This window comes from Paenibacillus sp. FSL H8-0537, assembly GCF_038051995.1.
Taxonomy (GTDB): Bacteria; Bacillota; Bacilli; order Paenibacillales; family Paenibacillaceae; genus Pristimantibacillus.
Window position 1 is genome coordinate 6,174,856 of sequence record NZ_CP150290.1, and the last position, 25,021, is coordinate 6,199,876.

The following is a 25,021-nucleotide window of genomic DNA, read 5'->3' on the forward strand; positions in this document are numbered from 1 at the left end:
CTCTCAAATGGAATTAATTGTAATTTCATCTTTTAGAAACAGCTGACGATTCTCTAGAAAAAACCGCGATGCCTCAATCAAGCTATCTCCTGTCCCGATATCCATCCACACACCCTCATGGAGATACGAATGAACCTTATGACCATCACTAATTAAGTTTTTAATCAAATCCGGAACACCCATCGACCGTTCATAGATGTAATTAATGACTGAAGTATTCATCATGTATACTCCCGAAGAAACGAAATAGTCAAAATCAGGCTTTTCTGTGATCCCTACGATTCGATTGTCGTCCGTTAATTCAACAACACCAAAATCGACATGAACTTTCTTTTTGGAGAGCATCACGGAAAGCATGGAGCGATTCTCTTGATGAAAGTGATAAAATGCTCTGAAATCAAAGTCCGTCAATACATCGGCGTTCATAACGAGCATCGGCTCCTCATTGCAAAGATCCTGCACTAAACGCAAAGCACCTATTGTGCCTAGTGACTCCTTCTCATGAGTAAAGGTAATGTTCATGCCAAAATTTGTTCTTGCGGTTACATAATTGCGAATCGTATCAGCCTTATAGTTTAAGGCGATAGTAACCTGGGTAAAGCCCGCTTCTTTGAGCTGTCGCAAAATGATTTCTAATATCGGTGTATCGTTCAGCGGCAGTAAAGGTTTAGGAAGCACTTTCGTGTAAGGCAGCAGCCTGATGCCCCAACCTCCTGCCATGATAACAGCCCTCATCTTAACTTCACCTCATCTCTATGCTTTGAATAAACGTCCAACAGTGTTGCTATCATTGCATCCCATGTATGTTCCCGCTGAACCCGTTCAAGGCCGTTCGCTCCCAGTCGAACCGCATAAGCTGAATCGGACAGCAGACTCCGAATAGCTTCTGTGACGGAAGGAGCATCAGGATCCGTCACCAATCCATCTATGCCATGCCGGACAGCTTCATTTGATCCGGGAAACCGGGAAGTCACTACTGGTTTAGCGAAACTCCATGCCTCTAAGAACACAATAGGGAAAACATCAACCTTGGAAGGCAGACAAAGCAGATCGCACGCTTGCAAGGCGGCCCGTTTTATTTGTTCGTCAACCATATCCATCTCAAGCATCCGCTCGTTATGTCCATACGAAGAAAATGCTTGCACGGAAGTTTCCGTTCGAGGTCCAATAAAGACGAACCATGCATGTGGAAACTCACTCCATATTGCGGACATCGATTCCAATATGAGTTCATAGCCTTTAAACGTTAGCTTTCTACCTAAAAATAAAACGAGCTTAGCGGATTGCGGGATCGAGAAAGCCTGCCTGAAATCAACGGCTGACTGCTCCTCCTGCGTAACGGCGTATTTCAGGACCGTAACCTTCTCTGGGGGAATGCCTGACGTTTCAAGAAGACTGCGCCTCTCGTGTTCCGTCCATGCAAATACCATTTGCGCATTTCTGCACAAGTTCAATCCCAGCTCGTCATTTTCCCATAGCCGCATGTCCGAGGCCGGTGTTACATACAAAGGCTTGCCGCTGTTCAGCCAATCGTTGGCAAGCCACAAATAGTTGGCATCTACAAAATCAAACAGATGCATCGCATCAAAGTCCCGAGATTCGATTATGAGCTTGGCTTGGCGCACGTCCGTCGGGATAAACAAATGCTCTACTCCATGCTCTGTGCAGGCATGGAACTGCGGATACATGCTGCTGCTTAGAGCTAGCGTAACTTGTATCTCTGCGCAGACCGACAGCTGTCGGGCCGTCATCATCGCCATGTGATCAGCGCCGGATACAGAAGGGTGCGAGCTGCGGATCATAATTAACAGCCTCATGACTACACCTTTTCCATGGCATTGCTCAAGTACCATTCAAGTGTGTGTTGCAGCCCTTCATCCAATGACACTTTAGGCTGCAATCCGGTTAACCGTCTTAGCAGCTCTGTATCCGGACATCTTCGATCTGGCGATCCCGGAAATGGCGGAGCGTCCACAATGGGCTCTTGACAATTCATTAATCGGAACAGCTTTTGACACAGCTCACGAATGGCGATCTCCTCGTTGGCATTTCCGATATTGACTGTATGATGGCCTTCAGTCAACATGCCTATTTCATAGGTGGCCTCAACAGCATCCGTGACGTAACTGAAAGCGCGGGTTTGGTCAGCGCCATATAGCTGAAAAGGGCTCTCCTTTTTCATCACCCTGGAAATAAGCTGAGGAATAACGTGATCGTACCCCATACGTGGACCATAAATATTATGGTAACGAACCATTCGGGTGTTAAAGCCATGCCTTTTTCCATAGTTTAATGTCAGCAGCTCCCCCGTTAATTTGGAGCCTGCGTAAGCATTTCGAGGAATGTCGACATCGATGCATAGCGGAGTGTTCTCCGATGTTGGCAATGGAAAATCTCCCCACGCATAAGCGTTATTGTAAACTTCACTGGACGACGCGAATAGCACGGTATCAGGCTTGTGCTCCGCACACCAGTCAAGCACGTTGATTGTGCTTAGCAGATTCGTTCGCAGTACATAATCCGGCATCTGATTCGCGTATTTCACACCATTAATTGCAGCCAGATGAAAAACAACATCATAATGCTTGTCCAACGGAAGGGTGTTTAAAGCGTTGGTTAAATCTGCTTCAATCATTTTAATATCCGAGCGAATCTCCTTAATGCTCTCATCCTGTTTACTTCTGAAAAAATTGTCTACTAGAGTTACTGTATGTCCTTTTTTCAATAAATGTTTGACCAGGTGGTATCCTATAAATCCAGTTCCGCCTGTTACGAGTATATTAGACACCAAAACCAACCCCTTGATAAAAGTTACATTTCGTTTGCAGAACACTGGACTTTTCCCTTAGAACGCCCCATAGATCGTAAACCATCTTCTTGTCCTCCTGATTGTCCAGCAACAAATGGAAGTCCATTTCTGCATATTGCGGGTGATTGTTTAGAATAAGAATGATTTGACACTTCTTTATTCCATCTTCTAAGGAGATCGGTGTGGCCCCCAATGATGCAATCATACCCTCACTCACAATGAAATCATGACCGTAAAGGCCGCGGCAGCCCAGTTGTTTCAGCATAGGTAAAATATCCAGAACCGCGCTTCCTCGAACATCATCGGTCTGCGGTACCCCTTTGTATGCGAAACCGCTTACTAGAACGTCCAAGCTTGACCATTCCCATCCAAGCTCGTCACGATTTTTATCCAATCGACTTACAATTCGTCCAGACAATGATTCGTTCAACTGACGCGCTGCTGAAATCAGCTGCGGCTCGTAACCTTTATTTCGGGACGAATACATCAGGTGAAACGGGTCCTTAGTCAAACAAGAGCCCCCTACGAAACCTGGCCTAGCTATGTCGGGTCGAGGGTAATTTAAATTGGCTGCTCCTACAATCTCCATAGCATCTAGCCCGTAACTCTCAGCTATAGCCGCGACCTCATTTCCAAAGCTGTAAATGACGTCCGTGTGGGAATTACACGTCAATTTGATCATCTCTGCCGCCTCAAAAGAACTGACCCGAATGGAATGAATCGATAACTTTGCAAAAACTGCAGCAGCGAATTTGAAATCCTCCTCATTTTCAGTACCAATGATTTGGGGCAGGCGCTTCAGTTCTTCCACCGCTTTGCCTTGAATCGTTCTCTCCGGGGCAAAAACGAGCCTAGGTCTTTTCACCTTTGCCGTCAATATGGGAAGCACCACTTCGCGTGTAGTGCCAATCGGCACAGTGCTGCGAACAATTACAAGTGTTTGCTCATCCATGACTTCCGCGATGGATTGAACGGCGGCTTCCAAATGCTCCAACGAAGGGCGATCTAATGCTTTGTCGTAAGGTGTTCCTACACAAATAAATACAACTTGCGGGCGATCAGGCAATGTGGCAGTTACCGCAAACAAGCTCCCTACTTTTTCAGCTACGACTTCTTTTACCGAAGGCTCGTATAAATCCACTTCTCCCTTAAGAAGCTGCTTTCTTCTCGGTTCTTGGGCTTCCACACCATGAATCCTTTCTCCTACGGTCAAAAAAGCGACCGACAGCGTTAACCCAACATAACCGAGTCCCATGACACTAATATCTGCTGCATTTCCATAGGGTTGCAATGACTTCACCCCTCATTTTGAATATACGTATTTTTCCAACTGGAATTGATCTGCTCTACAACTTCAATCGTGGCAGGAACTTTATACGGAGCTAAATTGTCCAATAAATATTGTCGCAACTGAACCATTGAAACCTCAGACTCCAACTCCACTTCCGCAACGACTTTTTCTCCATAGTAGGGATCTTTTATGCCGAACACTTTAGCGTTCCGAACGTCAGGATGAGAAAGCATCGCCTTCGTCACTTCATAGGGATCAATTTTACGACCGGAAACGTTAATAAATGGCTTTGACCTCCCAGTGAGATACACGTACCCATCTGCTGTATATCCGAGATCACCGGTCTGATAATAATGATCTATCGACACAGATGACGTTCTCTCTTCACCCAAATAACCTAAAAAGAGAGTCCTGCTTCGGATGGCAAAGGCTTGATCCCCCCCATCCTTCCATTCTACATCCGGTAAAAGCAAACCAACCGCCCCCTCTGGCTCTTCCACATCAGGAGAAGATGCAGCTATCACACCCGTTTCCGTGCTTCCATAGACTTGCTGGATGCGCTTGGAGAACTTTTTGTCAAAGGCTTCTTTCTTGGAAGACTCTAGTTTGGCCCCTGATGAAATGAGAAGGCGAAGCGACTCCAAGGCATCTGGCGCAATCAAGTTCGAGCTTTCCAATAATTGAAGCAGCAGGGGAACCCCAAACAACACGGTACATGCTTCCGAATGAACAAGCTGAACGACCTTGCGGGGAGTCGGTTCTACGCAGTGAACGAAGGTTGCTCCTACCCGCAGCGTAGCTAGGAAAGATCCAATCAAGCCGAAGGAATGGTGGAGAGGAACGGTGGAGAGCACGTTGTCCTCTTCTTTGAAGCCAAACCACACGTCATACCAACGGGAACCGATGTCCAACGCTGAATAAGGGACTTTTGCCAGCTTTACTCTTCCCCCGGTACCGGAAGTGGCCTGAAGCAAGCAAGGCTCCTCAGCCTGATTCTTATTTTCTTGATCGTATCCCTTAAATGAAACAAGTGAATATTCCCTGTAGACGGGTGCCGTGGACTGCACCGTTTCCGTTCCCACACTTACGTCGAACCCGCCAGGAACAATCCAACGCTTGATGCTGCTCGTACGAACGAGATGTTGCAGATCCAACGCTTTCATTTGATTGTCAATCAAAAGCAAAATTGGACTTATTTCCAACACTGCTAGTAAAACGAGCAAGCACGAAATAGATCGATTGTCCAAAACAAGCCCTATACGTTCATGCTGATCGATGGACTGCCCGTTAAGAGACAAGCGGATCTGCTTCACCAATTCTGCAACTTCTTTGTAGGAAAGACGAAGATGGTCGACTGAAATCGCTGTCTTATCCCCATATTTGAACGGTTCAGTGAAAGAAGCCAAACCTCCCATTACACCCTGCACCCCGTTTCTGATAAGCTTTGGCATATACAGGACAAATGATAGATCCTAACAATGGCTTCATGAATTGCCGCTTCATCTGTCATGCCATATGCGCCCATCACTGGTGTAATTAAATCTGCCGATTCAGCGACTGCGGCGGCGAGAAACTTGATATTCCTAATGAGTTGCGGCAGCAAGTGTTGATTGCTTTCAGCAAGGTGCTGAAGGTACAGCCGATTTAGCTCGTACTCCGTCACCCCTTGAACGAATGCGTCACTCACTAATTGATGACGATAGATGACAACACCGAATGCTTTGCGTTGTTTACTATAAACCAAAGCCTTTTCAATCATGTCTTGGAAGGGAATCATAATGAGCCAGGCAAATGCCAAATAACTGTCATATAAAAACCTTGAAAGTTCACCATTAGCTTCCTCCACTACGCTACCAACAAAGGTTGTATCAGGGATGACTTGGCCGATTGTACATCCAGTCCATTTTATTAATGGCGTCACTTCGGACGGGTAAAAAGGATATACGCTTCCGTGGAGAAGCCCGTATAACTGTTCTGACGAATCGAGCTGATCGATAACGCTATTGGGGATCAATACTAGACATTTATCCGATTTTGACAATGGCATCAAGCTCAGAAGCCCACTTCCGCGGATACGCTGTCCGCCCCATTCATATAACTGCTCCACTTCTTTTTGCTGCTGCAAATCATTCCTCATTCCCATTTCTGCCCAACCCTCAATCTTCATATCTGCAACCTCATTTACTTAAATCCGTTTGCTTCCATCCATTTGTCCGAATAGATGGTTTCCAAATATTTACCTCCATTATCTGGACATACACCCAATACTGAGCCTTGGCCTCCCAACCCGTTGGCGATTTCAATCGCAGCATGCGCAACTCCACCTGAAGAGCCTCCCATTAGCAGTCCCTCTCTTTGAGCCAACTGTCTTACCATGCTGAAAGCGTCCAGGTCATTCACTTTCCTATGGTCATCAATGAAGGTATAATCCAGCACAGCAGGCTTGAAGTAGTTGCCGGGTCCTTGCTGTAAATAAGGACCTTTCTCTCCCCCAAACAAGGTTGAACCCGACGGTTCGACTCCATAAATTAGGATGTCTGGACGTTTCTGTTTGATTTTTCTGGACACTCCCGTTATGCTGCCACCCGTTCCTACACTAAGAACAACTGCTTTCAAGTCATCCGGCGCTTGAAGCAAAATCTCTTCCGCGGTATATTTCTCGTGCGCAGCAGAATTGCACTCATTATTATATTGATTAAAATTGATATACTGATCACTTTCTTGCAACAAGCTTTTTACACGCGTGATTCTTGACTCTGTTAAGTCCGCATTTTTAATATGTCCATCACTTTTAATCATTTCGACTTCAGCGCCATAAGCTTGCATCAGCTTTAATTTCTCCGTAGGAATATTTTCATCCACAATGCATCGAACGCGGTAACCTTTCTTTCTGCCATAGAGAGCTATCGCAATACCCGTATTCCCGGATGTGGATTCTACGATAGTCATACCGCCTCGAAGCCGTCCCGACCGTTCCGCTTCTTCCATCATCTCCAGTACAGGGCGATCCTTAATGCTTTTGCCCGGATTAAAGCTTTCCAACTTTAAGTAGACGTTCCCTGATATTCGCTGCAAGCGAACCACTGGCGTGTTTCCGCATAACTCCATAACTGATCGGACAAATGGCATACCCCACTTCCTTCCTTGGCTGTGTGAAAAGTTACATCCATTACTAGATCAACACTTCCCGCTCCTGAGCAGCAGGTTCCGTTAGTCCACTCAAAAAACCGCTTAAATAGCGCTCACCATTATCGGGAAAAATGACGACTACATTCCACGGGCGATCCGTTACTTCACAAGACTCCATATACGACATAACCGCGTGTAAACTCGCTCCCGAAGAGGGTCCTACAAGCATTGACTCTTGATTTACAATTTGCCTGCACATCAGATAGCTATCTTGATCACTTACATGATAAACACGATCAATATGATCCATCTTCAAATGGACAGGAACAAGGTTACCGCCAATTCCGGTCATTTTTCTAGGTTTGGACACCCCACCGAAAATGGTAGAACCTTCAGCATCGACGGCGATAATCTGAACCGCAGCATTTCTTTCCTTAAAATAACGGGCGCAGCCCGTAATGAGTCCACTAGTGCTGACGGGAGCAAACAGGCAATCGATGTTGCCATCCAAATCTCGGTCAATCTCCTTCGCCAATCCATAGTAGTAGGAATCCGGATTGTCCGGGTTTTCATACTGATTTGTCCAAAAGGCATCTGGATATTGAAGCAGCAGTTCCTTCACTCTTTCAATTCGCGCCAATTGATACCCCCCGACAGGGTGCGGCTCTTGAACGATATCCAGCTTAGCGCCATAAGCCTTCATAATCTTTATATTTTCTTCAGCTGTTCTTGGATCTACGACGCATAACACACGGTAACCTTTGACAGCACCGATCATGGCTAATGCGATCCCCAAATTTCCTGACGTTGATTCAATAATCATACTTCCCGGCCGGAGCAGTCCTTTTTTCTCAGCCTGCTCGATCATATACAAGGCCGAGCGTTCCTTCATGCTGCCACCGGGGTTTGCAAATTCAAGCTTTGCAAAAACGTTTGCTCGTTTATCGGAGAAGGATTCCATCCATAACAGCGGGGTGTTTCCAATTAATTGCAATATGTTATTTGGGGAAAGAGACATGTATACATCCAACCTCCTTTGTTAGGGTTGATCTCTTGGCAACTTGTTCACTGTCTATTAAATATTAGTAAGTTTATAAGAAATGGAAAATGAAATTAAAGTGAATCCTCCGTTATAAAACGATAAATTTCCACATAAAAAAGACTTCCTCATTTTTACGGAAAACAAAAGCACCCCTAGCTTGGACACTTTGAAAAAGTGTTCAGACTAGGGGTGCTTTTGTTTTTTTAGAATTAGCAATGGAAGGGGCTTCTTGAGACCCTCTACTGCGTAAACGGACACAGGATGAATTGAATCCTTTTTATATGGAAATCTCCTTCACTGTGCTGTCTCCATGATTGGTGCAGAATCGGATGTAATGCTGTAATTCCTAGTGGCATACAACTCTTTGAGAACATCTTCAATGCCAGGCTCAAGCATTTCTATTTTCAGAAGAGTAAATGAAACAGACAACTGCGTAATGATCTTCGGCACTTCGGAATCGTCCGCAATTTCAAAATACATTCTATTTTCCTCTATTTTAACGGGCGAGATCACTGGCGTTTTCCCAATATCCTCCGCAGCTACATCAATAATCAGCGTCTTCTTCTGCGGGGTTAGTCTTTTCAACTCCTGCTGATTTCCATCAAACATGACCTTGCCATGGTCAATCAAAACGACGCGGTCACAAAGCTTCTCGATATCATCCATATTGTGCGAGGTTAGCATAATGGTTACTTTTTCTTCCTTATTAATCGTCCGCAAAAAGTTCTGGATACGGTCTTTGGCCAGCACATCCAATCCAATAGTCGGCTCGTCGAGAAACAATATTTGAGGATTATGAAGCAAAGTCGCTACCATCTCACCTTTCATGCGCTGACCGAGGGAAAGGACTCGAACAGGACGATTCAAAAATTCTTGCATGTCCAAAAGCTCCACAAATTTATACAGCCGATCTTTATAAAATGAATCAGGCACTTTATATATCGATTTGAGCAGCTCAAATGAATCTATTAATGGTAAGTCCCACCACAGTTGCGTACGTTGGCCGTATAGAACGCCGATATGTTTCGCGTATTCCTTGCGGTTTTTTGTCGGACTCATTCCTAATACGCTCAGTTCGCCGCTTGTAGGTCGAAGTACTCCGGACAACATTTTGATTGTCGTCGATTTGCCCGCACCGTTAGGGCCCAAATAGCCTATAAATTCCCCTTTGTTGATCGTTAAGTTTAATTGGTCTACGACGCATTTTTTTTGGCCTTTGCGAAAGAGCATCTGATTTAACATTACAAAAGAAGAACCGCTATTGTTATATACCGTAAACTCCCGAGAAAGCTCCTTCGCTTCAATGATCATTTCCATCCTGCTCTCTCTCCTCCCAAGCCAACTACGATCCGGCCCCTGAATATCGTTGAATGCTTCTATTCCATAACAAATAACCAACAATCCCCAAAATAAAAGCAACCATCACACATATCAACCAAGAATCCTGCCCAAAAAACACATTGCCTTTACCCAAAATAGCGGTGCTTGGATAAAATCCAATGAATCCGATAGGGAGAATAAAGGTCAGAAAAAACTGAATCCCTTTAGAAAAGATCGTGATCGGGTAATTGGACATGTTCCCATAAACAACTTCCTGTAGTTGGAATAACCCTGCGCTCTGCAGGGTGATAAACGCTGTTGAACCAAGAATTAACTGGACAGAAAGCGAAACGATAATTCCTGAGATCATTAAAAGGGACATCTTCCCGACAGAAACTGCATCCCAATTTGGAATATGCACCATGGCATAAATCAAAGTGGTCAGAGAGTAGAGAACCGTCCCCAAACTGTTTATATTGAACCGCAATGCCGCAAACTGCAGTAGGGAATCCATCGGACGAATCAAAATACGATCAAACTCGCCATTTCGAACATAGTTATCAATGTCTTGAATTTGAATAAAGAAGATCAAGCTGAAGGAGTAGCAGAACATATTAAATGAAGATACAAAAAGTATCTCATAAAAGTTCCATCCAATGATATTGGGGAAATTCCTTGTCAAGATCCATAAAAATAACGTTGAGAAAATACCAAACCCCATTACACAAAAAATTCCCAGAAAAAAATTAAACGGATACGCCATTCTCGCGCGAATATTGGCCTTTTGGATTTTCCAGTATATTTGAAAAAAATTCATATTCGTCTCCTTTTCATCCGCCTGCTACCGTTAATACGCGCTGAAAGTACTTGAGAGTCAAACTAATGAGCAACCAAAGCCCTAATGCCCATATGCCCTGATAGAGAAGCTCGTTCCAAATTGAACCGACGATCGTCTCCGTATAGATGGAAATCGGAATGCTGTACAAACCTCGAAACGGTAAATAATTTACTACGTTGGACAAGCCTTCCGGAAAAAAGGCAAGCGGTATTAATTGTCCTGAAAGAAGAGAAACCGTTAATCCCACTATAATTTCAAAGCCCCACACTTCGACAAATATAAATGAAAGCATACCTATTAAAAACTGAATGCAAAAGTTAATGATAAGTCCAAGTAAAATGCTTACAAAAAAATATAAAATGGCCAGCGGGTTGCTCGGCACATCGATTGGAAACAGAACCAACGTTACAATCAGGATAGGCAAGACAACCGAGACGATCCCTGCTAAAACAGAACCGAAGGAATAAGCAAACATGGCAGCTTGGAAGCTCCACGGTCGCTGAAAGTCCTGTACAATTCCTCCCGTTTGAATCTTCGAGCTAATTTCAAATGCGATACTTGAGCTGTAAAAAGCTTGTAAAATCATCGCAATCGTCACATACGTCAACATCGTGCTCAGTGTAAATCCGCCTGCGTTTGAACCATCTCTATACAAAATAGACCAGACCTGGCGGGTCGCCAACACAGAAATGATCGTTGTCAAGATCCGGAACAGCAACGTAAGACGGTACGTGGTGTTTTTCTTAAACACGGTTGTTACTAATTTGGCATACACTCCGTTGCCCTCCCTATCCCTTAATTGTAACCTCTTCTATTGAAAACTGCTTACTCAACTATTCATCGCTCTTCAAAAATACGATATAATCAGTAAGCGTATTCACCGATGATAAATGGGAAGGATCCAGCTCCTCCATATCGAACTCTATACTACAATATATTTCCAACTCTAGCAATAGCTCAATAATACCCGTTGAATCGATTCCAACTTCCTCAAACAAATCTGCATCAAGGCTAATGTTCTCTGCATCCTCCTTCAGCAGCTTGGCCAGCACCTTTAAAATATTTTCTTGAACTTCTTTCTTCAACGTCGTTGTACTCATTCCATCGCCTCCTAAGTTATAAACCTTCAATTATTTGAACAATTCCTTTGCGACTTCCCGTTTATGAATATTCGTGCTGCCTTCCATAAACTCGATCATCCGTGCATCCCGAAGCCACTTTTCCAACAACGGATGTTCCAGCCAGCCTTCTAGGCCCGCTAACTGATGGACCGTACGGCTCACTTCGTACACCAATGCATTTGACATCCATTTGGCCATGGAGGATGTTTTGACATCAAACACGCCTCTATCCACTTCGGACGCCGCATTATAAACCAATCGTCTTGTCTTCTCCATTTTCCACTGCAATCGCTGCAAGGAGATCGTTTCGTTGACATTTAGACTCAAATGCTCCGATGCGTAGTCAATCATCGCGCGGGATAACCCTATAGCTATGGAGGCTGTACATGGTCTCATTCTAAAAAACACGTTAACGGCTCCATGAAGTCCCCGGCGTAAGGCCGATTTATCAATGCCGAGCAGGCTGTCCTCGCAGATTTCCAGAGCGTGATACTGTGTATATCCCAGCTCAGCGGCCCTCATGCCCAGTGTATGATCGGATAATCGCGTACATTGACTTCCCACAAATTCGCTCTCATGCAGCAGAAAACATTGAATGGCAAGAGGATTCTGGCTATGGTTCAATTTAGCAAAAACCGCTACCCATTGCGCTCTCTTCGCATTAGCAATGTATCGTTTCTCTCCAGTTAAAACATACCCTCCGTTTCCCGTGCGCACAGCGACGGTATGCAACCCGCTCACATCCGAGCCAGCATCCGGCTCCGTCAAGTTGAATCCGGTCCAGATCGGCTCACTCGATGTCAAGCTTTCAAAAAACCGACTTTTTTGTTCCTCTGTCCCAAGTTCCATAACGATAGGGCCAAGCAATTGCGCGCCCGGCATCGATAGAGCCATCGCTGGATCTCCATAGGACAGTTCCTCTGTACATATGGCCATTTCCAGCGACTTATTGCCGTAGAACACGTTATTTCTGGAAAGCTTGATCCCTGTATTTCCATATTGTTGAGGCGTACCGAGCATCCAGATTTGACGAAACTCTTTATTAGCTAGATGGGCTGCAGGGATGTCTCCCAGGCGGTCTGCTTCCAAGGCAAATGACCGATATTCTGCAGCGAAATCCTTTAAACAAACACGTAAATCCTCATACATAGCTCTCACCTCGAATAGATGAAAAATGATGTACTTCCAACAACTTGGACTTGATCCACTCATCCGCACTTATTCCATAAGCGCCCATGACCGGCACGATTCGATCAGCAATCTCGGGTAATTGCGCAATAAGGAAGGATACCTGCGCCAGCCTTTTTATTCGTTCAGAGCTTTCTATCTCCTCCAGCATGCTTTCTCCCCATTCCAATAGCGTCAATACGTTCCCTTCAAGTTCGCTTGCGCCAATCACAATGGCATCTGCTACCATTTGATGCTTATAAATAGGTACACCAAACGTTTGCCGCTTTTTGGCATACGTAATGCACTGCTTTAAAATATCCATGCACAATCGATTCATGTAAGCTGCAATAATCATTTGGATGTCTAGCAATGTCGTCTCAGCAGCAATTTGTTCGGTGCCCTCCAGCTTTTTCTCGTTCACTGGAGTGACCACATTTACTACATGAGGGCCGATATGGCGTTCTTCCTCCAGTGTCACATGCTGCGCTAAATAAATGCCATCTTGTTTACGAAAGCAAACGGGATAATTAAGCTGGTTTCCCCATATAACTAGACGTTGATTTGAGTAAATACCAGCAGCTATTCCTGATATGCCCAGGAAAGCCGAAAGAGTCGTAGTATGAAACTCAATCCTATCTGTTAAAGATGGGAGTGGAGCTTCAAAAAGTATTCGTCGAAGAGTTGTAAACATACTCAGCTCTCCTTCATTCCAGCAGCAGGCTTTCCAGCCAGAACGCTGTCGATTGATCTTAGTCGAGGAAGGCCGTACTCATCCCGCTCACGTATGACCGTTACTTCTCCTTCATCGATAAGCAGTTCAACGGGCATTGGATGACTCAGAAACAGAGTCGGGCTGGCCGTTAAGGCATATGCGCCGGCATTCATAATACCGACCAAATCGCCTTGCTCAAGCTTAGGAAGAGGAATCGATTTGGCTATTAAATCATTGGGCGTGCACAGAGGACCCGAGATGTGGTAAGAGGCTACCGGTTCGTCCTCCCATTTGTTCAGGACTTTAATAGGAAAGTTTTTTTTCAGCGCATTTCCATTTCCCCCAGCCGCCATGTGATGGTTAGTTCCTCCATCCGCCGTAGCAAACAAGACCTCTTTAGACTTCTTTGTATACAACACCTTAGTCGTGTAAACACCGCTTTCTCCTACAACGTAGCGGCCTGATTCTACGAAAATAGGGATTTCCCTCCCTATCTCCTTGTGAAATTGCTCCACAAGGACGTTGATTCCAGAACAGGCGCTGGCAAAATCAAGCTCTCCCTCATTGTCGAAATAAGGAATACCAAATCCGCCTCCGATATCAACAAACTCCAGATCGATAGCATAGGTGCGGGCCACTTGTTTCGCCAGCTCCAGAATATATCTCGTATTTTCAATAATGACATCTGCAGATAAGATTCTCGTACCGTTGTATGCATGGATACCCGTGATTTGGACCCTGCGAAGTTCGCTGCTATGGTGGAACAGCTCTTCCATTTGCTCCTCATCAATTCCAAATTGGCGAGGCTGCCCGCCCATCGTCAATTTCGAGCCTTTGGCCGATGTATTCAGATTGATACGAACACCGACCGTAACGAACTCGCTTCTCGCTTCCGCGATTTCGTTGAGCAATTTCAGCTCTTGCACCGATTCCACCACATAATAGCCGACCTGCTCATCCAATAACATCTCGATTTCCTTCTGTGTCTTTCCCGGACCCAAGTAGAGCAATCGATCTGAGGAGGCCCCTATTTGTTTGCAAATTTCCAGCTCATTTGGTGAACAAATTTCCAAATTGGCCCCCATATCATAAATCATCTTTACGATTGTCGGGTTCGGATTCGGCTTTAAGGAATAAAACAATTTCACGCTCGGATGAAGATCATGCGAAAATTTCTTTACTTGCTTACGGATACGATCTGCGTCATAGATAAACAGAGGTGTTCCATACGTAGCCGCTAGCTGCGTGACCGGAATATTTTGGATACAAAGCACGTTATGCTGTTGCCTATAATCAAATTTCATTGACTACACCTCTTCCAGATTGGTTGTTGTCAAGTATGGGAGCCAGATACTTGCCAGTAAGCGAGCGCTCGTGGCGAGCAATCTCCTCAGGGGTGCCGCAGGCGATGCACTCCCCTCCTTTTTCTCCACCTTCGGGTCCCATATCAATGATGTAATCGGCTGTTTTCACCACATCCAAATTATGCTCGATGACGACAACACTCTTCCCCTGATTGACCAGAGAGTGGAGAACGAACAGCAGCCTATTAATATCTTCCATATGAAGTCCCGTAGTGGGCTCATCAAAAATGTAGAGCGTATCGCTCGTTCCCGGACGAGACAATTCGGTGGCCAGCTTAATGCGTTGGGCTTCTCCTCCTGATAAGGTAGTTGCCGGCTGCCCAATTTTGATATATCCGAGACCAACATCCTTCAAAGCTTTGACGTACCGCATGATCTTCGGTATGAGAGCAAAATGTTCTCCAGCCTCGTCTACCGTAAAGTCGAGAACATCAGCAATGCTTTTTCCCTTGTAGCGTATGCGCAATGTCTCGTTGTTGAAGCGTTTATTTTGGCACACATGACAAGGCACATAAATATCAGGCATAAAATGCATCTCGATCTTTTTGACACCGTCACCTTTGCAGGCTTCACATCTTCCCCCGGCTACATTAAAGCTGAAGCGATCTTTCTTGTAGCCCTGCAATTTTGCTTCCGCTGTCAGCGCGAACAGATTGCGAATTTCATCAAACATGCCTGTATAGGTTGCCAAGTTAGAGCGTGGCGACTTGCCGATCGGGGACTGGTCGATATGAATGATCTTGTCGAGATATTCCCTACCTGTCATCCGCTCAAACTTGCCGACTCTGACCCGTTTAGCCTTCATGAGCTCGCGAGCCAGGTGATTGTACAGAATGTCATGAACAAGTGTACTCTTCCCCGACCCTGATACTCCTGTGATACAGGTGAAGGTGTTCAGAGGAATCGTGACCGTAACGTTTTTCAAATTGTTCTCTTGCGCTCCGAAAATGGTAATCTTGCGCTCCGTTATTGCCCTTCGCTCGCTTGGAATCTCAATTCGTTTGCGACCCGACAAATAAAGACCGGTAATCGAATGATCCATTTTCATCAATTCATGCGGCGTCCCTTTCGCAACAATATAACCGCCCTGGCTGCCAGCCCCTGGACCGATTTCTACCATATAATCAGATGCCAGCATTGTATTGGCATCATGTTCTACGACGATGACCATATTGCCGAGATCGCGAATCCGTTTGAGTGTGTTGATTAATCGCTGATTGTCCCGCTCGTGCAAACCGATGCTAGGCTCGTCCAGAACATAGGTCACTCCTGATAGGGCCGACCCAATTTGCGTCGCTAGTCGAATCCGCTGTGATTCACCTCCAGATAAGGTAAAGCCCGCACGATCAAGAGAGAGATAGCCTAATCCCACGTCCAAAAGGAAGCTAATTCGATTCGTTATTTCCAGTACGATAGGCTCCGCAATTTCGGTTTGTTCTTCGTTCAACTTGCAGCTTAACCCTGCAAACCATTCCTGCAGCGCTTCGACAGGCCACCTGCACAGCTCTGCAATGTTTCGTTCAGCGATCTTCACAGATAAACTGCTCGGGTTCAAACGATCACCGTTGCAGGAAGAGCACACTTTGTGGCTCATCACCTCCTCGAGTTTTTTCCGTACCCCTTCAGAGGTGCTTTCCTGATATCTTCGATTGATGTTTGTAACCACTCCCTCAAAGGGGGCATGTATTCTTCGCTGCTTACGGTCCGACTCATATTCAAGCCATACGGGCTGATCCCCGGTTCCAAACAACAGTAAATGACGTTGATCATCCGTCAATTGATTAAAAGGGACTTCTCTAGGAATGCCCATCTGCTGGCATACATTGTCAATTAACGTGTGATACCACATGGCTGAAGAACTGGCCCAATTTTCAAAAACGCCTTCAGCAATTGATTTTGTACCATTCTCAATCAGTAGATCCAGATCAACCTGCAGCGTGGACCCCAGTCCATGGCAATCTTTACAAGCCCCATAGGGACTATTAAATGAAAATAATCGCAGGGAAAGCTCCTCTACCGAAAAGCCGCAGTGAGGGCACATTTGACGTAAACTGAAAAACATCCGATTCACACGATCCTGTTGCTCGACCTCTATGATTACTTGACCCTCTGACTCTAAAGCAGCTTTCTCCACAGCATCGACGATACGCTGCAGGCTACCTTCTTCGTAGACTACTTTATCCAAGAGGGCTTCTATGGTATGCTCCTTGTTCTTGTCTAAAGAGACAGTCACGCCTGGCTTATACAAGGTTCCATCCACACGAATGCGAACGAACCCGGCCTCCGCGCAGCGCTCTAGCACTTTGACATGCTCCCCTTTACGCCCCTTTACGATAGGAGCATAAATATAGAGAACCTGCCCTTCCTCCAGACGATGGAGCCTGTTCATAATTTGATCCACGCTCTTCATTTCAATCGCTATGCCGTGAACAGGACACTGTGGGACCCCGATATTGGCATACAATACACGCATATAATCGTAAATTTCGGTGATTGTTCCTACTGTAGATCGCGGATTTTTATTCGTATTTTTTTGATCAATTGCGATAGAAGGCGTCAGGCCTTCTATCGAGTCAATCTCTGGCTTATCCATCTGCCCTAGATACTGCCTCGCATAGGTGGATAACGATTCTACATACCTGCGATGCCCTTCTGCAAAAATGGTATCAAAGGCCAGAGAAGATTTGCCTGAACCACTTAAGCCTGAGAAGACTACAAATTGACGAAAAGGAAGCTCCAGGTTCACGTTCTTTAAATTGTGCGTCCGTGCCCCTTTAATGCGCAGGGTCAAATCATACATGGTCATCACCCTCGCTTCGCCGGTCATTCGTCATCCGATTGTTCGCAGTGTCCAGCATTTCGTTAATATTCCATCTTATTTTTTTCTTGATGTTCATAGGAGATATGCCATGGGCTTTGTTATAAGCCTCCTGATCGCTGCGGCGTTCAGCCGTTTCCTCCATAGCCTGCTCCATGGCCAACGTAATGGAGTCTGCGCAAAGCAATACTCGGCCGTTGACATTACGGGCCGCTCTGCCGATAATCTGCAAAAGCGCTGAAGTCGATCGTAAAAAGCCGGGCTGATCAGCATCCATTACGATAACCAAAGACACCTCGGGCAAATCCAGTCCTTCCCTTAACAAGTTAATTCCAATCAAGACGTCGATATCTCCCTTTTTGAGGCTAGCAATGATATCGTTTCGCTCCGTAGTTTCCACCTCAGAGTGGAGGTACTGGACTCTAACCCCTTGGCCCTTCAGATGCTCCGTCAATTGCTCGGCCCGCTTCTTGGTCAACACCGTAATTAGAACCCGCTCGTGTTGCGTGACCGTGCTATTAATTTCTTCAAGGAGATGTTCCGCAGCCCAATCATTAGGACGCACTTCTACTTGAGGATCGAGTACACCCGTTGGGCGGATCATCTGTTGAGCAATCGTACTCGCCTTTGACAACTCGGACTCTGACGGTGTCGCCGACATATAGATGATACGAGGTAGCGAGGCCTCAAACTCCTCATAATTCATAGGTCGATTGTCCAAAATGGAAGGCATGCGGTAGCCGCTGTCAATAATAGATTGCTTCCGCGACTTATCAGCCGCTCCTGTCATTCGCAGCTGAGGAAGCGTCACATGGGATTCATCCATGACAGCAAGATAATCATCCTGAAAGTAGTCTAAAAGGTTATAAGAACGCATACCCTTTTCGCGGTTCTGAATGTATACAGAATAATTTTCGATTCCGGAGCAATAGCCCGTATTCTCCAGCATTTCCAAATCGTAACGGACACGGCTTTCCAGCCGTGAAGCCTCCAGCAGCTTTCCTTCGCTATTTAGCTGTTCTAACCGCTCCTCAAGTTCCTCCCGAATGAGCGGGATAGCCTGTTGAACTTGATTGCGGTTCGTTACGAAGAAGGACGCTGAGAAAATATGCACGCTGTCTATCGATCTCTCTATTTTGCCTGTTATTGCATTGATAATGTATAACTCTTCCAACTCGTCGCCAAAAAACTGTACGCGTACCGCTTGATCATGGTAGCTAACAGGGTAAATATCAAAAACTCCCCCGCGCACCCGGAACGTCCCGGGCTTGAATTCAATATCATTGCGGACGTATTGGCTGTCAGCCAGTCTTTTCAGGACTTGATCCCGTTTGTAGGAAAAATCCCCTTGCCGATCAACCGATAAAATGAACGAAGCGCTGGCAAATTCATCAGGATGACTTAACGGATACAAGCAGGATACGCTTGCAACTACGATAACATCCGTTCTTTCCAGCAAGGAAGCCATGACAGAATGACGCAATCGTTCAATTTCCCGATTAATCGTCGCTTCTTTTTCCAAAAATAAATCTTGATGCTTGATGTAGGCTTCCGGCCGATAAAAATCATAATAGCTGACAAAATATTCAACCGCATTGTGGGGAAAAAGCTCCTTTAATTCACTCCAGACTTGGGAAGCTAGCGTTTTATTATGAACCAGCACCAATGATTGCCGGTTTAACCGCTGAATGACATTAGCAATCGTAAACGTCTTTCCAGTTCCCGTTGCCCCTTTCAAAAGAAGATACTTGTCTCCTCTATTTACTCCTTCCACCAATTGATCAATGGCTTGCGGTTGATCTCCTGTTGGCTTAAAGCTTGAGACCATTCGGAACTCCCTTTTGCTTCGCATGACTGACAGCCTCCTTGTTCTAGCTAAATGCGTTAAAGCACGGCTGTCCCCTCTATCACGAGTCTTTCAAGCAACCGTTCTGTCTGGGAAGAAAGCAATTGACATTCTTCAAAAGTTTTACCTATTATGAGCGTGTGCATCCTCCCTTTCCGCGGCTGCCCATCGCTTCTTACGTTATTTAAGGTAGAAAAAGCGTGTATAAGGACTCCTGAGTTCCGTCCCGGGTAGTAGAGCAATTCGCCGAGAGCATCTCGGACGCTCTCAAAAGATATGTTTTCCCGCAATGTGCAATAAATAGGCACAGCCATCATGACACTTTGCTGAGGCATCCATTCCTGCAGTATCCGATTTTGGTAAGTAGCCATATTGAATCGGGCATTGATCTCCAAACATGGATATAAATGCCCATCGCATCCAATCATGGCATCGATTCCAGCAATGCCGAAAAAGCCGCTTTCTATTAATCGTCGGCCGATTTTCATTACGGCATCCTCCAGAGCACTGGATTGTTGCTCGGTTAATGAAACAGGGTACATATGCCCCATATGAACGCCATCTCGAACGATGGCTTCACGAACAGACAGCAATTCAATGTGACCGTCTCGCGTGACTAAAATTTGATAATTCAAGTCTTTCTCTTTGCTGATCCATTGCTCGATAAGCATAGATACGCGTTCGTGACCCGCTTTTCGGGCGGAACGTCTCATCATCTTCATCAGGTTTTCAAAGGACGTTTCTGAATCCAACTGAACCATCCCTTTACCGGAAACCCCCATTGCATCTTTAATAACCAGCTTGCCTTGGGACATGAAAGGAATAAGCTTCCTGAACCCGACCTCCAATTCCGTTAACGTTTCCCCCACGCAGCCCGGCACTTGCCGAATACCCTCTTGCTCGCACAGTCTCCTACTGTAGGCTTTGCTATTTACCTCCACGCACACTTCAGCTGAAGGCGCCGCTATCCTCATGTTTAATGTTTGTGCTAACTCCTCCTCCAAAACCGATGTTCCGTAGGGAATTAAACAAACATTTGGATCAATATCCTTCTTAAGCGCTTCCAAAAAGTGCGGATCTTCCAATAAGCTTTCCGTTAAATTAAGCTCTTCTACTCCTGATTCTCGGATAACTAGTTTCGGCAAATTTCCACCGCGAAAGCGCTTAACATATGCCAAGAACTGTTCATCTGGCTGATGGTTGAGGCACACAACATCATCAGGACCAGCTAAAAACAACACCATTTCCCCCATCTTGTTCACGATCGCTTGCGAACGGCTAATTTTGTCTCCAGGTAAAGAAAGCAGCGACTTATCTTTCCAAAACCGCTCCACTTCCACATTGCCGATCCACAAACGCCTCGTGCTTCCTGAAGGGGTCAATTTAGTTTTTATTATATCATAAAATAACCCATTTTTTTCCTCCGCGAATTTTTTTCGCAACTTTTCTCTTAGCACTTTTCCGTTGTTGTTCCGCGGAATCTCGTCCACAAAGTAAATGGCTTGAGGCCATTTGTAACTGGTCAAATTCGACTGACAAACCACTACAATCTGCTCTCTCGTTATGCCTTTATCGGCGACGAGAGCGACAGCGACAATCTCGTGGGACCCCGACTTGTTGGGTAAGCCGAACACGGCAACATCCTTGATCCCTGGAGTCGCTTTCAACACATTTTCCACCTCATAGGGATCAACCTTTTTGCCTGCCACGTCGATAAAATCCGATTTGCGTCCTACAATGTACAATTTCCCTGCCTCTGACAAGTAGCCAATATCGCCTGAAAGATAATAACCATCTAGCAGCCGCCCTTCCAATATATCCGGGTAATTATAATAGGCGCGCGCGCGCGACTCGGTCCATACAGCTATTTCTCCGCTCTCTCCGCTTTTCTGCTCATGCCCCGACTCACTTAAAATGCGAATTTTGACATGCTGCAGCGGGTAGCCGACACTTTGGTAGTCGTCTCCCTGGCTAAGCACCGACAAGCCGGTTTCAGCCACTCCATACAAATCTGAGATTGCGATGGCAAATTTGTCTTTAAACTTTCTTTTAATGCTTTCATGAAGCACGGTTCCGGAGGATACGCACATCCTGAGGCTTCGCAAAACATGCGTTCCAGAAATTGTCGTCATCAGATCGTATAAGACAGGAAACGCTACAAAAATCGTCGCCTTTGACTTTTCAATAACTTTCAGAACGCTTCGTGGATTTATATCCTGATGAAGCACGATAGTCGCCCCGGCTTTAAGAGGAGCCAGTATGGACGTATTAAAAGCCAAGCCGTGCGTAAGATAGGCTGCGCAATAAACGATATCGCATTCATTTAATTCAATAGATTGCGACCAGTTACGAGCTGCAGCCCACACGTTTCGTTCTTCGTACATCATGCATTTAGGGGCCCCGGTCGTACCCGATGAATATCGACAAGAAACGATTCCTTCCAAGCGTTCCGCATTTAATTCTTTGGAAAGATACTCGGCACGCAGCGTGATCAATGTCAGACCATCATGCGTATGCACAGCCTCAATCCACTCGCTAAGCGGGAACGTCTCTACTTCATCAGTTCGAATTAGAAATCCGCCCAAATGGGTATGTGTGATCAGCTCCGACAACTCCGCCTGTCCCCATTTGCTATCAACCAAATGAACGACTTTTTTGGCATTGAGCATACCATAGTAGCCTATGATAAAATCAGAATGGTTCCCTATATACAAACCAATAGGATATTCGAAGCCTTCCAACCAACGAGATAGATTTACACCCAAGCACTCCACTTTCTCTATTAACGCCATATAAGTGACCTCTTGCTCTTTAAAACGAATAGCCGTCTTATCGGGACGCTTCATCGCAGATTCTCGAATTTCACCCCATATATTCACTCTGGATCACACCTCCAGTTCGTTTTAAACCCCTGCTTTCAAATGAAGATCATACTTCAAGCGGAGAAATCCCAGTACGCCAAGTGGACCGGCAAAGACGAGAACGACTTCATCTTCTGCCTGAAGCAATTGCTTGTCTCTAAGTTCGACCAACCCGTATAACGGGTCAGAACAACCGAAATTTACGTTCGGCTCCCAGTCTCGAATATATAAATCTACGACCTCTTGAAGCTGCTCGCCCACCGTTTTCAGAAAGCGCTCCGATACATGCTGAATAATCACTTTTACAGGCCCATTAGCGCCAAATTCGTTGGATGTGAAATAACTGAAGATGCGCATGACCATCTGCATTTCTAAAGCCTCATAAGCTGCAGCATCGATTTCATAAAAGTGGGCCCCTCCCGCACTCCAAGTATGTATGTTCAGATCAACAATTTGGAACTCCCGATGCTCGTTTCCTATAACGAATGAGGCCGATGCATCCTCTCTGCGGTAAGTGTCATGCAAAGTTCGCCTTTGAGGATACTGAATCCGGTCGCTGCACACTAGCAAGCTAGACCACCGCTCCTTATCTTGTTCCTTTGCCCCTAACCATTCCATGCAAGCCAAGGGCGCAGCGGACCCTTGATCCGCTACGGAAAAAGAAAGCGTCTTTTTCATCTTCAAATGCTTGTGCAATTGCATAATCGGCGGCAACATCTCCGGCAGCGGATTCCATTCATGACAATGGACCATATGACCGATGGTCGTCCCTTCCATACGGGATAAGACGACTGCACTCGTCTCTTTCATCAGTTCGAGCAGCCGTTCGTTTCCAGCTTCCCGCTCTGCTGCTGCGGTTGGCGAACTTGCCTTTTCCGAGGACTGAGCTGCTGATGTGTCACACAGTCCATACCCTCTGAACAGAGAGAGATACCCTTCTGATTGCCGTTCATGCCATTCTCGCTCATCATCGGAAACGACAGCATCCAAAAAACCATTTTGCCGGAACACTTCCAAATTTGACAAGAAAATAGGACCCTTGATGTGCGACTCCATCGTCTTAGTCGCCTGACAAAGCGCTCTCACCTTGCTCCTCTTCCATTTTCCTCACTTCTTCCATAAACACAGTGCCAAGATTGGCAGCGGACAGCCCGCGAAATAAAAATGCTAATTTCATGACATCATACAGCTCATCCCATGTCGCACCCGCCCGACGTGAAGCAATCAAATGCACCTTTGCCCCCGGCGCCATCACCATTAGCAGCATGCCGAACAGCATTAACTGAACATACTTTTCCGGGATGTGCTCGGACTGCATGCAGTTTTTACGGAAACTTTCATGCAGCTCCAAATCATCAGGTCTCACTTCCAACGTCCAGCTATGCCGTTCCTTTGTCGGCGCCGGTACAAATCCAAACAACTTCTCATACACTTCTGTAATTTCCTTCGCAGCCATCATCTATTCATCCCGACCTTCCCATTTGGATTGTTGTCCATACATACTTGATATACACTTCCGATTGCTTGGATGCATGCAGTCAATTGATCGTCATTCACGTTCAGAGATATTCGGACGTAGCCTTCACCATATTTTCCAAATCCGCTGCCAGGCGTTAGCATCACATTAGCCTCTTCGAGCACCTTTTTGCAAAAATCCATCGAACTCCAGCCCTCGGGTACTTTCCCCCAAATAAAATAACCGGCTTTGGGCGGGGTCAGCCTCCAACCATACGCCGCTAATCCGTCGCAAAGTATGCGTATACGCTTCTCGTAAGCCGACTTCATCTCTGATTTGATCGTTTCATACGTTCCAATCGCATAGGCCGCCGCTTCCTGAATAGCACCGAACACACCGGAGTCCACAAACGCTTTGACCTTGGCCAGCCGGTTAATGACCTCCTCATTACCTACAACCATGCCAATTCTCCAGCCCGTCATGCAAAATGTTTTGGAAAAAGAGTGAAACTCGACCCCTACGTCCTTAGCCCCTTTGGCTTGTAAAAAGCTCGGACTCTCGTAATCGCCAAAAGTCACCTCCGAGTAGGCAGCATCATGTACAACGACAATGTTGTGCTGTTTGGCAAAATCCACTATGCGAGTAAAGGCATCCAAATCTGCTACCTCTCCGGTTGGATTATTGGGATAGTTCATAAACAGCAGCTTCGCACGCTCCGCAACGAGCGGATCAATACGATCAACATCGATAAGAAACTTATTTTCCTCCAACAAAGGCATTTCCACATGTTTGCCTCCCGCTAAAGCTATGCCTCCGAGATAAGCCGGATAACCCGGGTTTGGCACCAATGCGCAGTCTCCAGGGTCTAGGAAGGCGAGCGATATGTGCGAAAGTCCTTCTTTGGAGCCCAAAAGGATGAGCACCTCCGTATCGGGATTGACCTCGATGTCAAACCTTCTCTTATACCATTCCGCAATGGCTACACGTAAATGGCGATAGCCCCGAAACGGCGGATAATGCTGATGCTCCTCACTAACAGCAGCTTGATTCAATACGTTAACAATTTCCGGACTAGTCGGGAAATTAGGGTCGCCTACACTCAGATCAATCACTTGGTTTCCCTGAGCTTCATGCTCCAGTTTCATCTGCTCCAATTCAGAAAATAAATACGGAGGCAAATCGTCCAGTCTTTTGGCGCCTTCGAACTGCATCTTTTGCAAGATCACCATCCCCCTATTCATATA

Annotated in this window: 21 protein-coding genes; all 21 read right to left on the reverse strand. The window is 45.8% G+C overall.

What is annotated here, in order from left to right:
* Positions 1 to 3: 3 nt before the first annotated feature.
* The 21 genes from MHB80_RS26065 to MHB80_RS26165 all read right to left on the reverse strand — a co-directional run bounded on the left by MHB80_RS26065 (position 4) and on the right by MHB80_RS26165 (position 24,988).
* Complete coding sequence (locus MHB80_RS26065) at positions 4 to 720, reverse strand: sugar phosphate nucleotidyltransferase (protein WP_341279690.1); 717 nt, start codon at positions 718 to 720, stop codon at positions 4 to 6.
* A gap of 11 nt (positions 721 to 731) precedes the next feature.
* Positions 732 to 1,817 carry a glycosyltransferase family 4 protein gene (locus tag MHB80_RS26070; RefSeq protein WP_341279691.1) on the reverse strand — a complete coding sequence of 362 codons (1,086 nt, stop codon included), beginning with the start codon at positions 1,815 to 1,817 and terminating at the stop codon, positions 732 to 734.
* A 2-nt stretch (positions 1,818 to 1,819) separates the two neighbouring features.
* A complete protein-coding gene (locus MHB80_RS26075) occupies positions 1,820 to 2,788 on the reverse strand; it encodes an NAD-dependent epimerase/dehydratase family protein (RefSeq protein WP_341279692.1) in 969 nt (322 codons plus the stop codon).
* Entirely contained in the window at positions 2,781 to 4,100 is a 1,320-nt protein-coding gene (locus MHB80_RS26080) for a nucleotide sugar dehydrogenase (RefSeq protein WP_341279693.1), read from the reverse strand. Before MHB80_RS26080 ends, MHB80_RS26075 begins: the two co-directional genes overlap by 8 nt.
* Positions 4,101 to 4,105: 5 nt before the next feature.
* Positions 4,106 to 5,515 carry a class I adenylate-forming enzyme family protein gene (locus MHB80_RS26085; protein ID WP_341279694.1) on the reverse strand — a complete coding sequence of 470 codons (1,410 nt, stop codon included), beginning with the start codon at positions 5,513 to 5,515 and terminating at the stop codon, positions 4,106 to 4,108.
* The gene (locus MHB80_RS26090; protein WP_341279695.1) at positions 5,515 to 6,267 is read right to left on the reverse strand and encodes an acyl-CoA dehydrogenase family protein; all 753 of its coding nucleotides are present in this window, start codon (positions 6,265 to 6,267) and stop codon (positions 5,515 to 5,517) included. Before MHB80_RS26090 ends, MHB80_RS26085 begins: the two co-directional genes overlap by 1 nt.
* Before the next feature lie 14 nt (positions 6,268 to 6,281).
* Positions 6,282 to 7,229 (reverse strand): cysteine synthase family protein, encoded by a 948-nt coding sequence (locus MHB80_RS26095; RefSeq protein WP_341279696.1) that lies wholly within the window; start codon positions 7,227 to 7,229, stop codon positions 6,282 to 6,284.
* A gap of 43 nt (positions 7,230 to 7,272) precedes the next feature.
* Positions 7,273 to 8,247, reverse strand: a complete 975-nt coding sequence (gene sbnA, locus MHB80_RS26100) for a 2,3-diaminopropionate biosynthesis protein SbnA (protein ID WP_341279697.1) — start codon at positions 8,245 to 8,247, stop codon at positions 7,273 to 7,275.
* Positions 8,248 to 8,565: 318 nt separating this feature from the next.
* Positions 8,566 to 9,588 carry an ATP-binding cassette domain-containing protein gene (locus tag MHB80_RS26105; protein WP_341279698.1) on the reverse strand — a complete coding sequence of 341 codons (1,023 nt, stop codon included), beginning with the start codon at positions 9,586 to 9,588 and terminating at the stop codon, positions 8,566 to 8,568.
* Positions 9,589 to 9,613: 25 nt separating this feature from the next.
* On the reverse strand, positions 9,614 to 10,408 hold the full coding sequence (locus MHB80_RS26110) for an ABC-2 family transporter protein (RefSeq protein WP_341279699.1): 795 nt from the start codon (positions 10,406 to 10,408) through the stop codon (positions 9,614 to 9,616).
* Positions 10,409 to 10,421: 13 nt separating this feature from the next.
* A complete protein-coding gene (locus MHB80_RS26115) occupies positions 10,422 to 11,204 on the reverse strand; it encodes an ABC-2 family transporter protein (RefSeq protein ID WP_341279700.1) in 783 nt (260 codons plus the stop codon).
* Between the two features lie 58 nt (positions 11,205 to 11,262).
* A complete protein-coding gene (locus MHB80_RS26120) occupies positions 11,263 to 11,529 on the reverse strand; it encodes an acyl carrier protein (RefSeq protein ID WP_341279701.1) in 267 nt (88 codons plus the stop codon).
* Between the two features lie 30 nt (positions 11,530 to 11,559).
* Complete coding sequence (locus MHB80_RS26125) at positions 11,560 to 12,699, reverse strand: acyl-CoA dehydrogenase family protein (RefSeq protein ID WP_341279702.1); 1,140 nt, start codon at positions 12,697 to 12,699, stop codon at positions 11,560 to 11,562.
* The gene (locus MHB80_RS26130; protein ID WP_341279703.1) at positions 12,692 to 13,411 is read right to left on the reverse strand and encodes an acyl-CoA dehydrogenase family protein; all 720 of its coding nucleotides are present in this window, start codon (positions 13,409 to 13,411) and stop codon (positions 12,692 to 12,694) included. Before MHB80_RS26130 ends, MHB80_RS26125 begins: the two co-directional genes overlap by 8 nt.
* Positions 13,412 to 13,413: 2 nt before the next feature.
* Positions 13,414 to 14,736, reverse strand: a complete 1,323-nt coding sequence (locus tag MHB80_RS26135; protein ID WP_341279704.1) for a diaminopimelate decarboxylase — start codon at positions 14,734 to 14,736, stop codon at positions 13,414 to 13,416.
* Positions 14,726 to 17,596, reverse strand: a complete 2,871-nt coding sequence (uvrA, locus tag MHB80_RS26140) for an excinuclease ABC subunit UvrA (protein WP_341279705.1) — start codon at positions 17,594 to 17,596, stop codon at positions 14,726 to 14,728. The genes MHB80_RS26135 and uvrA overlap by 11 nt, the downstream gene beginning before the upstream one ends.
* Positions 17,589 to 19,466 (reverse strand): excinuclease ABC subunit UvrB, encoded by a 1,878-nt coding sequence (gene uvrB / locus MHB80_RS26145; protein ID WP_341279706.1) that lies wholly within the window; start codon positions 19,464 to 19,466, stop codon positions 17,589 to 17,591. Before uvrB ends, uvrA begins: the two co-directional genes overlap by 8 nt.
* A 32-nt stretch (positions 19,467 to 19,498) precedes the next feature.
* Positions 19,499 to 22,306 (reverse strand): AMP-binding protein, encoded by a 2,808-nt coding sequence (locus MHB80_RS26150; RefSeq protein ID WP_341283083.1) that lies wholly within the window; start codon positions 22,304 to 22,306, stop codon positions 19,499 to 19,501.
* Between the two features lie 57 nt (positions 22,307 to 22,363).
* Positions 22,364 to 23,407 carry a hypothetical protein gene (locus tag MHB80_RS26155; protein ID WP_341279707.1) on the reverse strand — a complete coding sequence of 348 codons (1,044 nt, stop codon included), beginning with the start codon at positions 23,405 to 23,407 and terminating at the stop codon, positions 22,364 to 22,366.
* Positions 23,382 to 23,780, reverse strand: a complete 399-nt coding sequence (locus tag MHB80_RS26160; protein ID WP_341279708.1) for a hypothetical protein — start codon at positions 23,778 to 23,780, stop codon at positions 23,382 to 23,384. Before MHB80_RS26160 ends, MHB80_RS26155 begins: the two co-directional genes overlap by 26 nt.
* The gene (locus MHB80_RS26165; RefSeq protein WP_341283084.1) at positions 23,777 to 24,988 is read right to left on the reverse strand and encodes an LL-diaminopimelate aminotransferase; all 1,212 of its coding nucleotides are present in this window, start codon (positions 24,986 to 24,988) and stop codon (positions 23,777 to 23,779) included. The genes MHB80_RS26160 and MHB80_RS26165 overlap by 4 nt, the downstream gene beginning before the upstream one ends.
* Positions 24,989 to 25,021 lie beyond the last annotated feature (33 nt).

Bases quoted from the DNA above. Each gene is read 5' to 3' on its own strand.
- uvrB (WP_341279706.1), bottom strand. From the start codon at position 19,466: ATGCGAAGCAAAAGGGAGTTCCGAATGGTCTCAAGCTTTAAGCCAACA.
- uvrA (WP_341279705.1), bottom strand. From the start codon at position 17,596: ATGTATGATTTGACCCTGCGCATTAAAGGGGCACGGACGCACAATTTA.
- MHB80_RS26160 (WP_341279708.1), bottom strand. From the start codon at position 23,780: ATGATGGCTGCGAAGGAAATTACAGAAGTGTATGAGAAGTTGTTTGGA.
- MHB80_RS26070 (WP_341279691.1), bottom strand. From the start codon at position 1,817: ATGAGGCTGTTAATTATGATCCGCAGCTCGCACCCTTCTGTATCCGGC.
- MHB80_RS26165 (WP_341283084.1), bottom strand. From the start codon at position 24,988: ATGCAGTTCGAAGGCGCCAAAAGACTGGACGATTTGCCTCCGTATTTA.
- MHB80_RS26090 (WP_341279695.1), bottom strand. From the start codon at position 6,267: ATGAAGATTGAGGGTTGGGCAGAAATGGGAATGAGGAATGATTTGCAG.
- MHB80_RS26150 (WP_341283083.1), bottom strand. From the start codon at position 22,306: ATGAAGCGTCCCGATAAGACGGCTATTCGTTTTAAAGAGCAAGAGGTC.
- MHB80_RS26110 (WP_341279699.1), bottom strand. From the start codon at position 10,408: ATGAATTTTTTTCAAATATACTGGAAAATCCAAAAGGCCAATATTCGC.
- MHB80_RS26085 (WP_341279694.1), bottom strand. From the start codon at position 5,515: ATGGGAGGTTTGGCTTCTTTCACTGAACCGTTCAAATATGGGGATAAG.
- MHB80_RS26130 (WP_341279703.1), bottom strand. From the start codon at position 13,411: ATGTTTACAACTCTTCGACGAATACTTTTTGAAGCTCCACTCCCATCT.
- MHB80_RS26065 (WP_341279690.1), bottom strand. From the start codon at position 720: ATGGCAGGAGGTTGGGGCATCAGGCTGCTGCCTTACACGAAAGTGCTT.
- MHB80_RS26125 (WP_341279702.1), bottom strand. From the start codon at position 12,699: ATGTATGAGGATTTACGTGTTTGTTTAAAGGATTTCGCTGCAGAATAT.
- MHB80_RS26095 (WP_341279696.1), bottom strand. From the start codon at position 7,229: ATGCCATTTGTCCGATCAGTTATGGAGTTATGCGGAAACACGCCAGTG.
- MHB80_RS26105 (WP_341279698.1), bottom strand. From the start codon at position 9,588: ATGGAAATGATCATTGAAGCGAAGGAGCTTTCTCGGGAGTTTACGGTA.
- MHB80_RS26135 (WP_341279704.1), bottom strand. From the start codon at position 14,736: ATGAAATTTGATTATAGGCAACAGCATAACGTGCTTTGTATCCAAAAT.
- MHB80_RS26120 (WP_341279701.1), bottom strand. From the start codon at position 11,529: ATGAGTACAACGACGTTGAAGAAAGAAGTTCAAGAAAATATTTTAAAG.
- sbnA (WP_341279697.1), bottom strand. From the start codon at position 8,247: ATGTCTCTTTCCCCAAATAACATATTGCAATTAATTGGAAACACCCCG.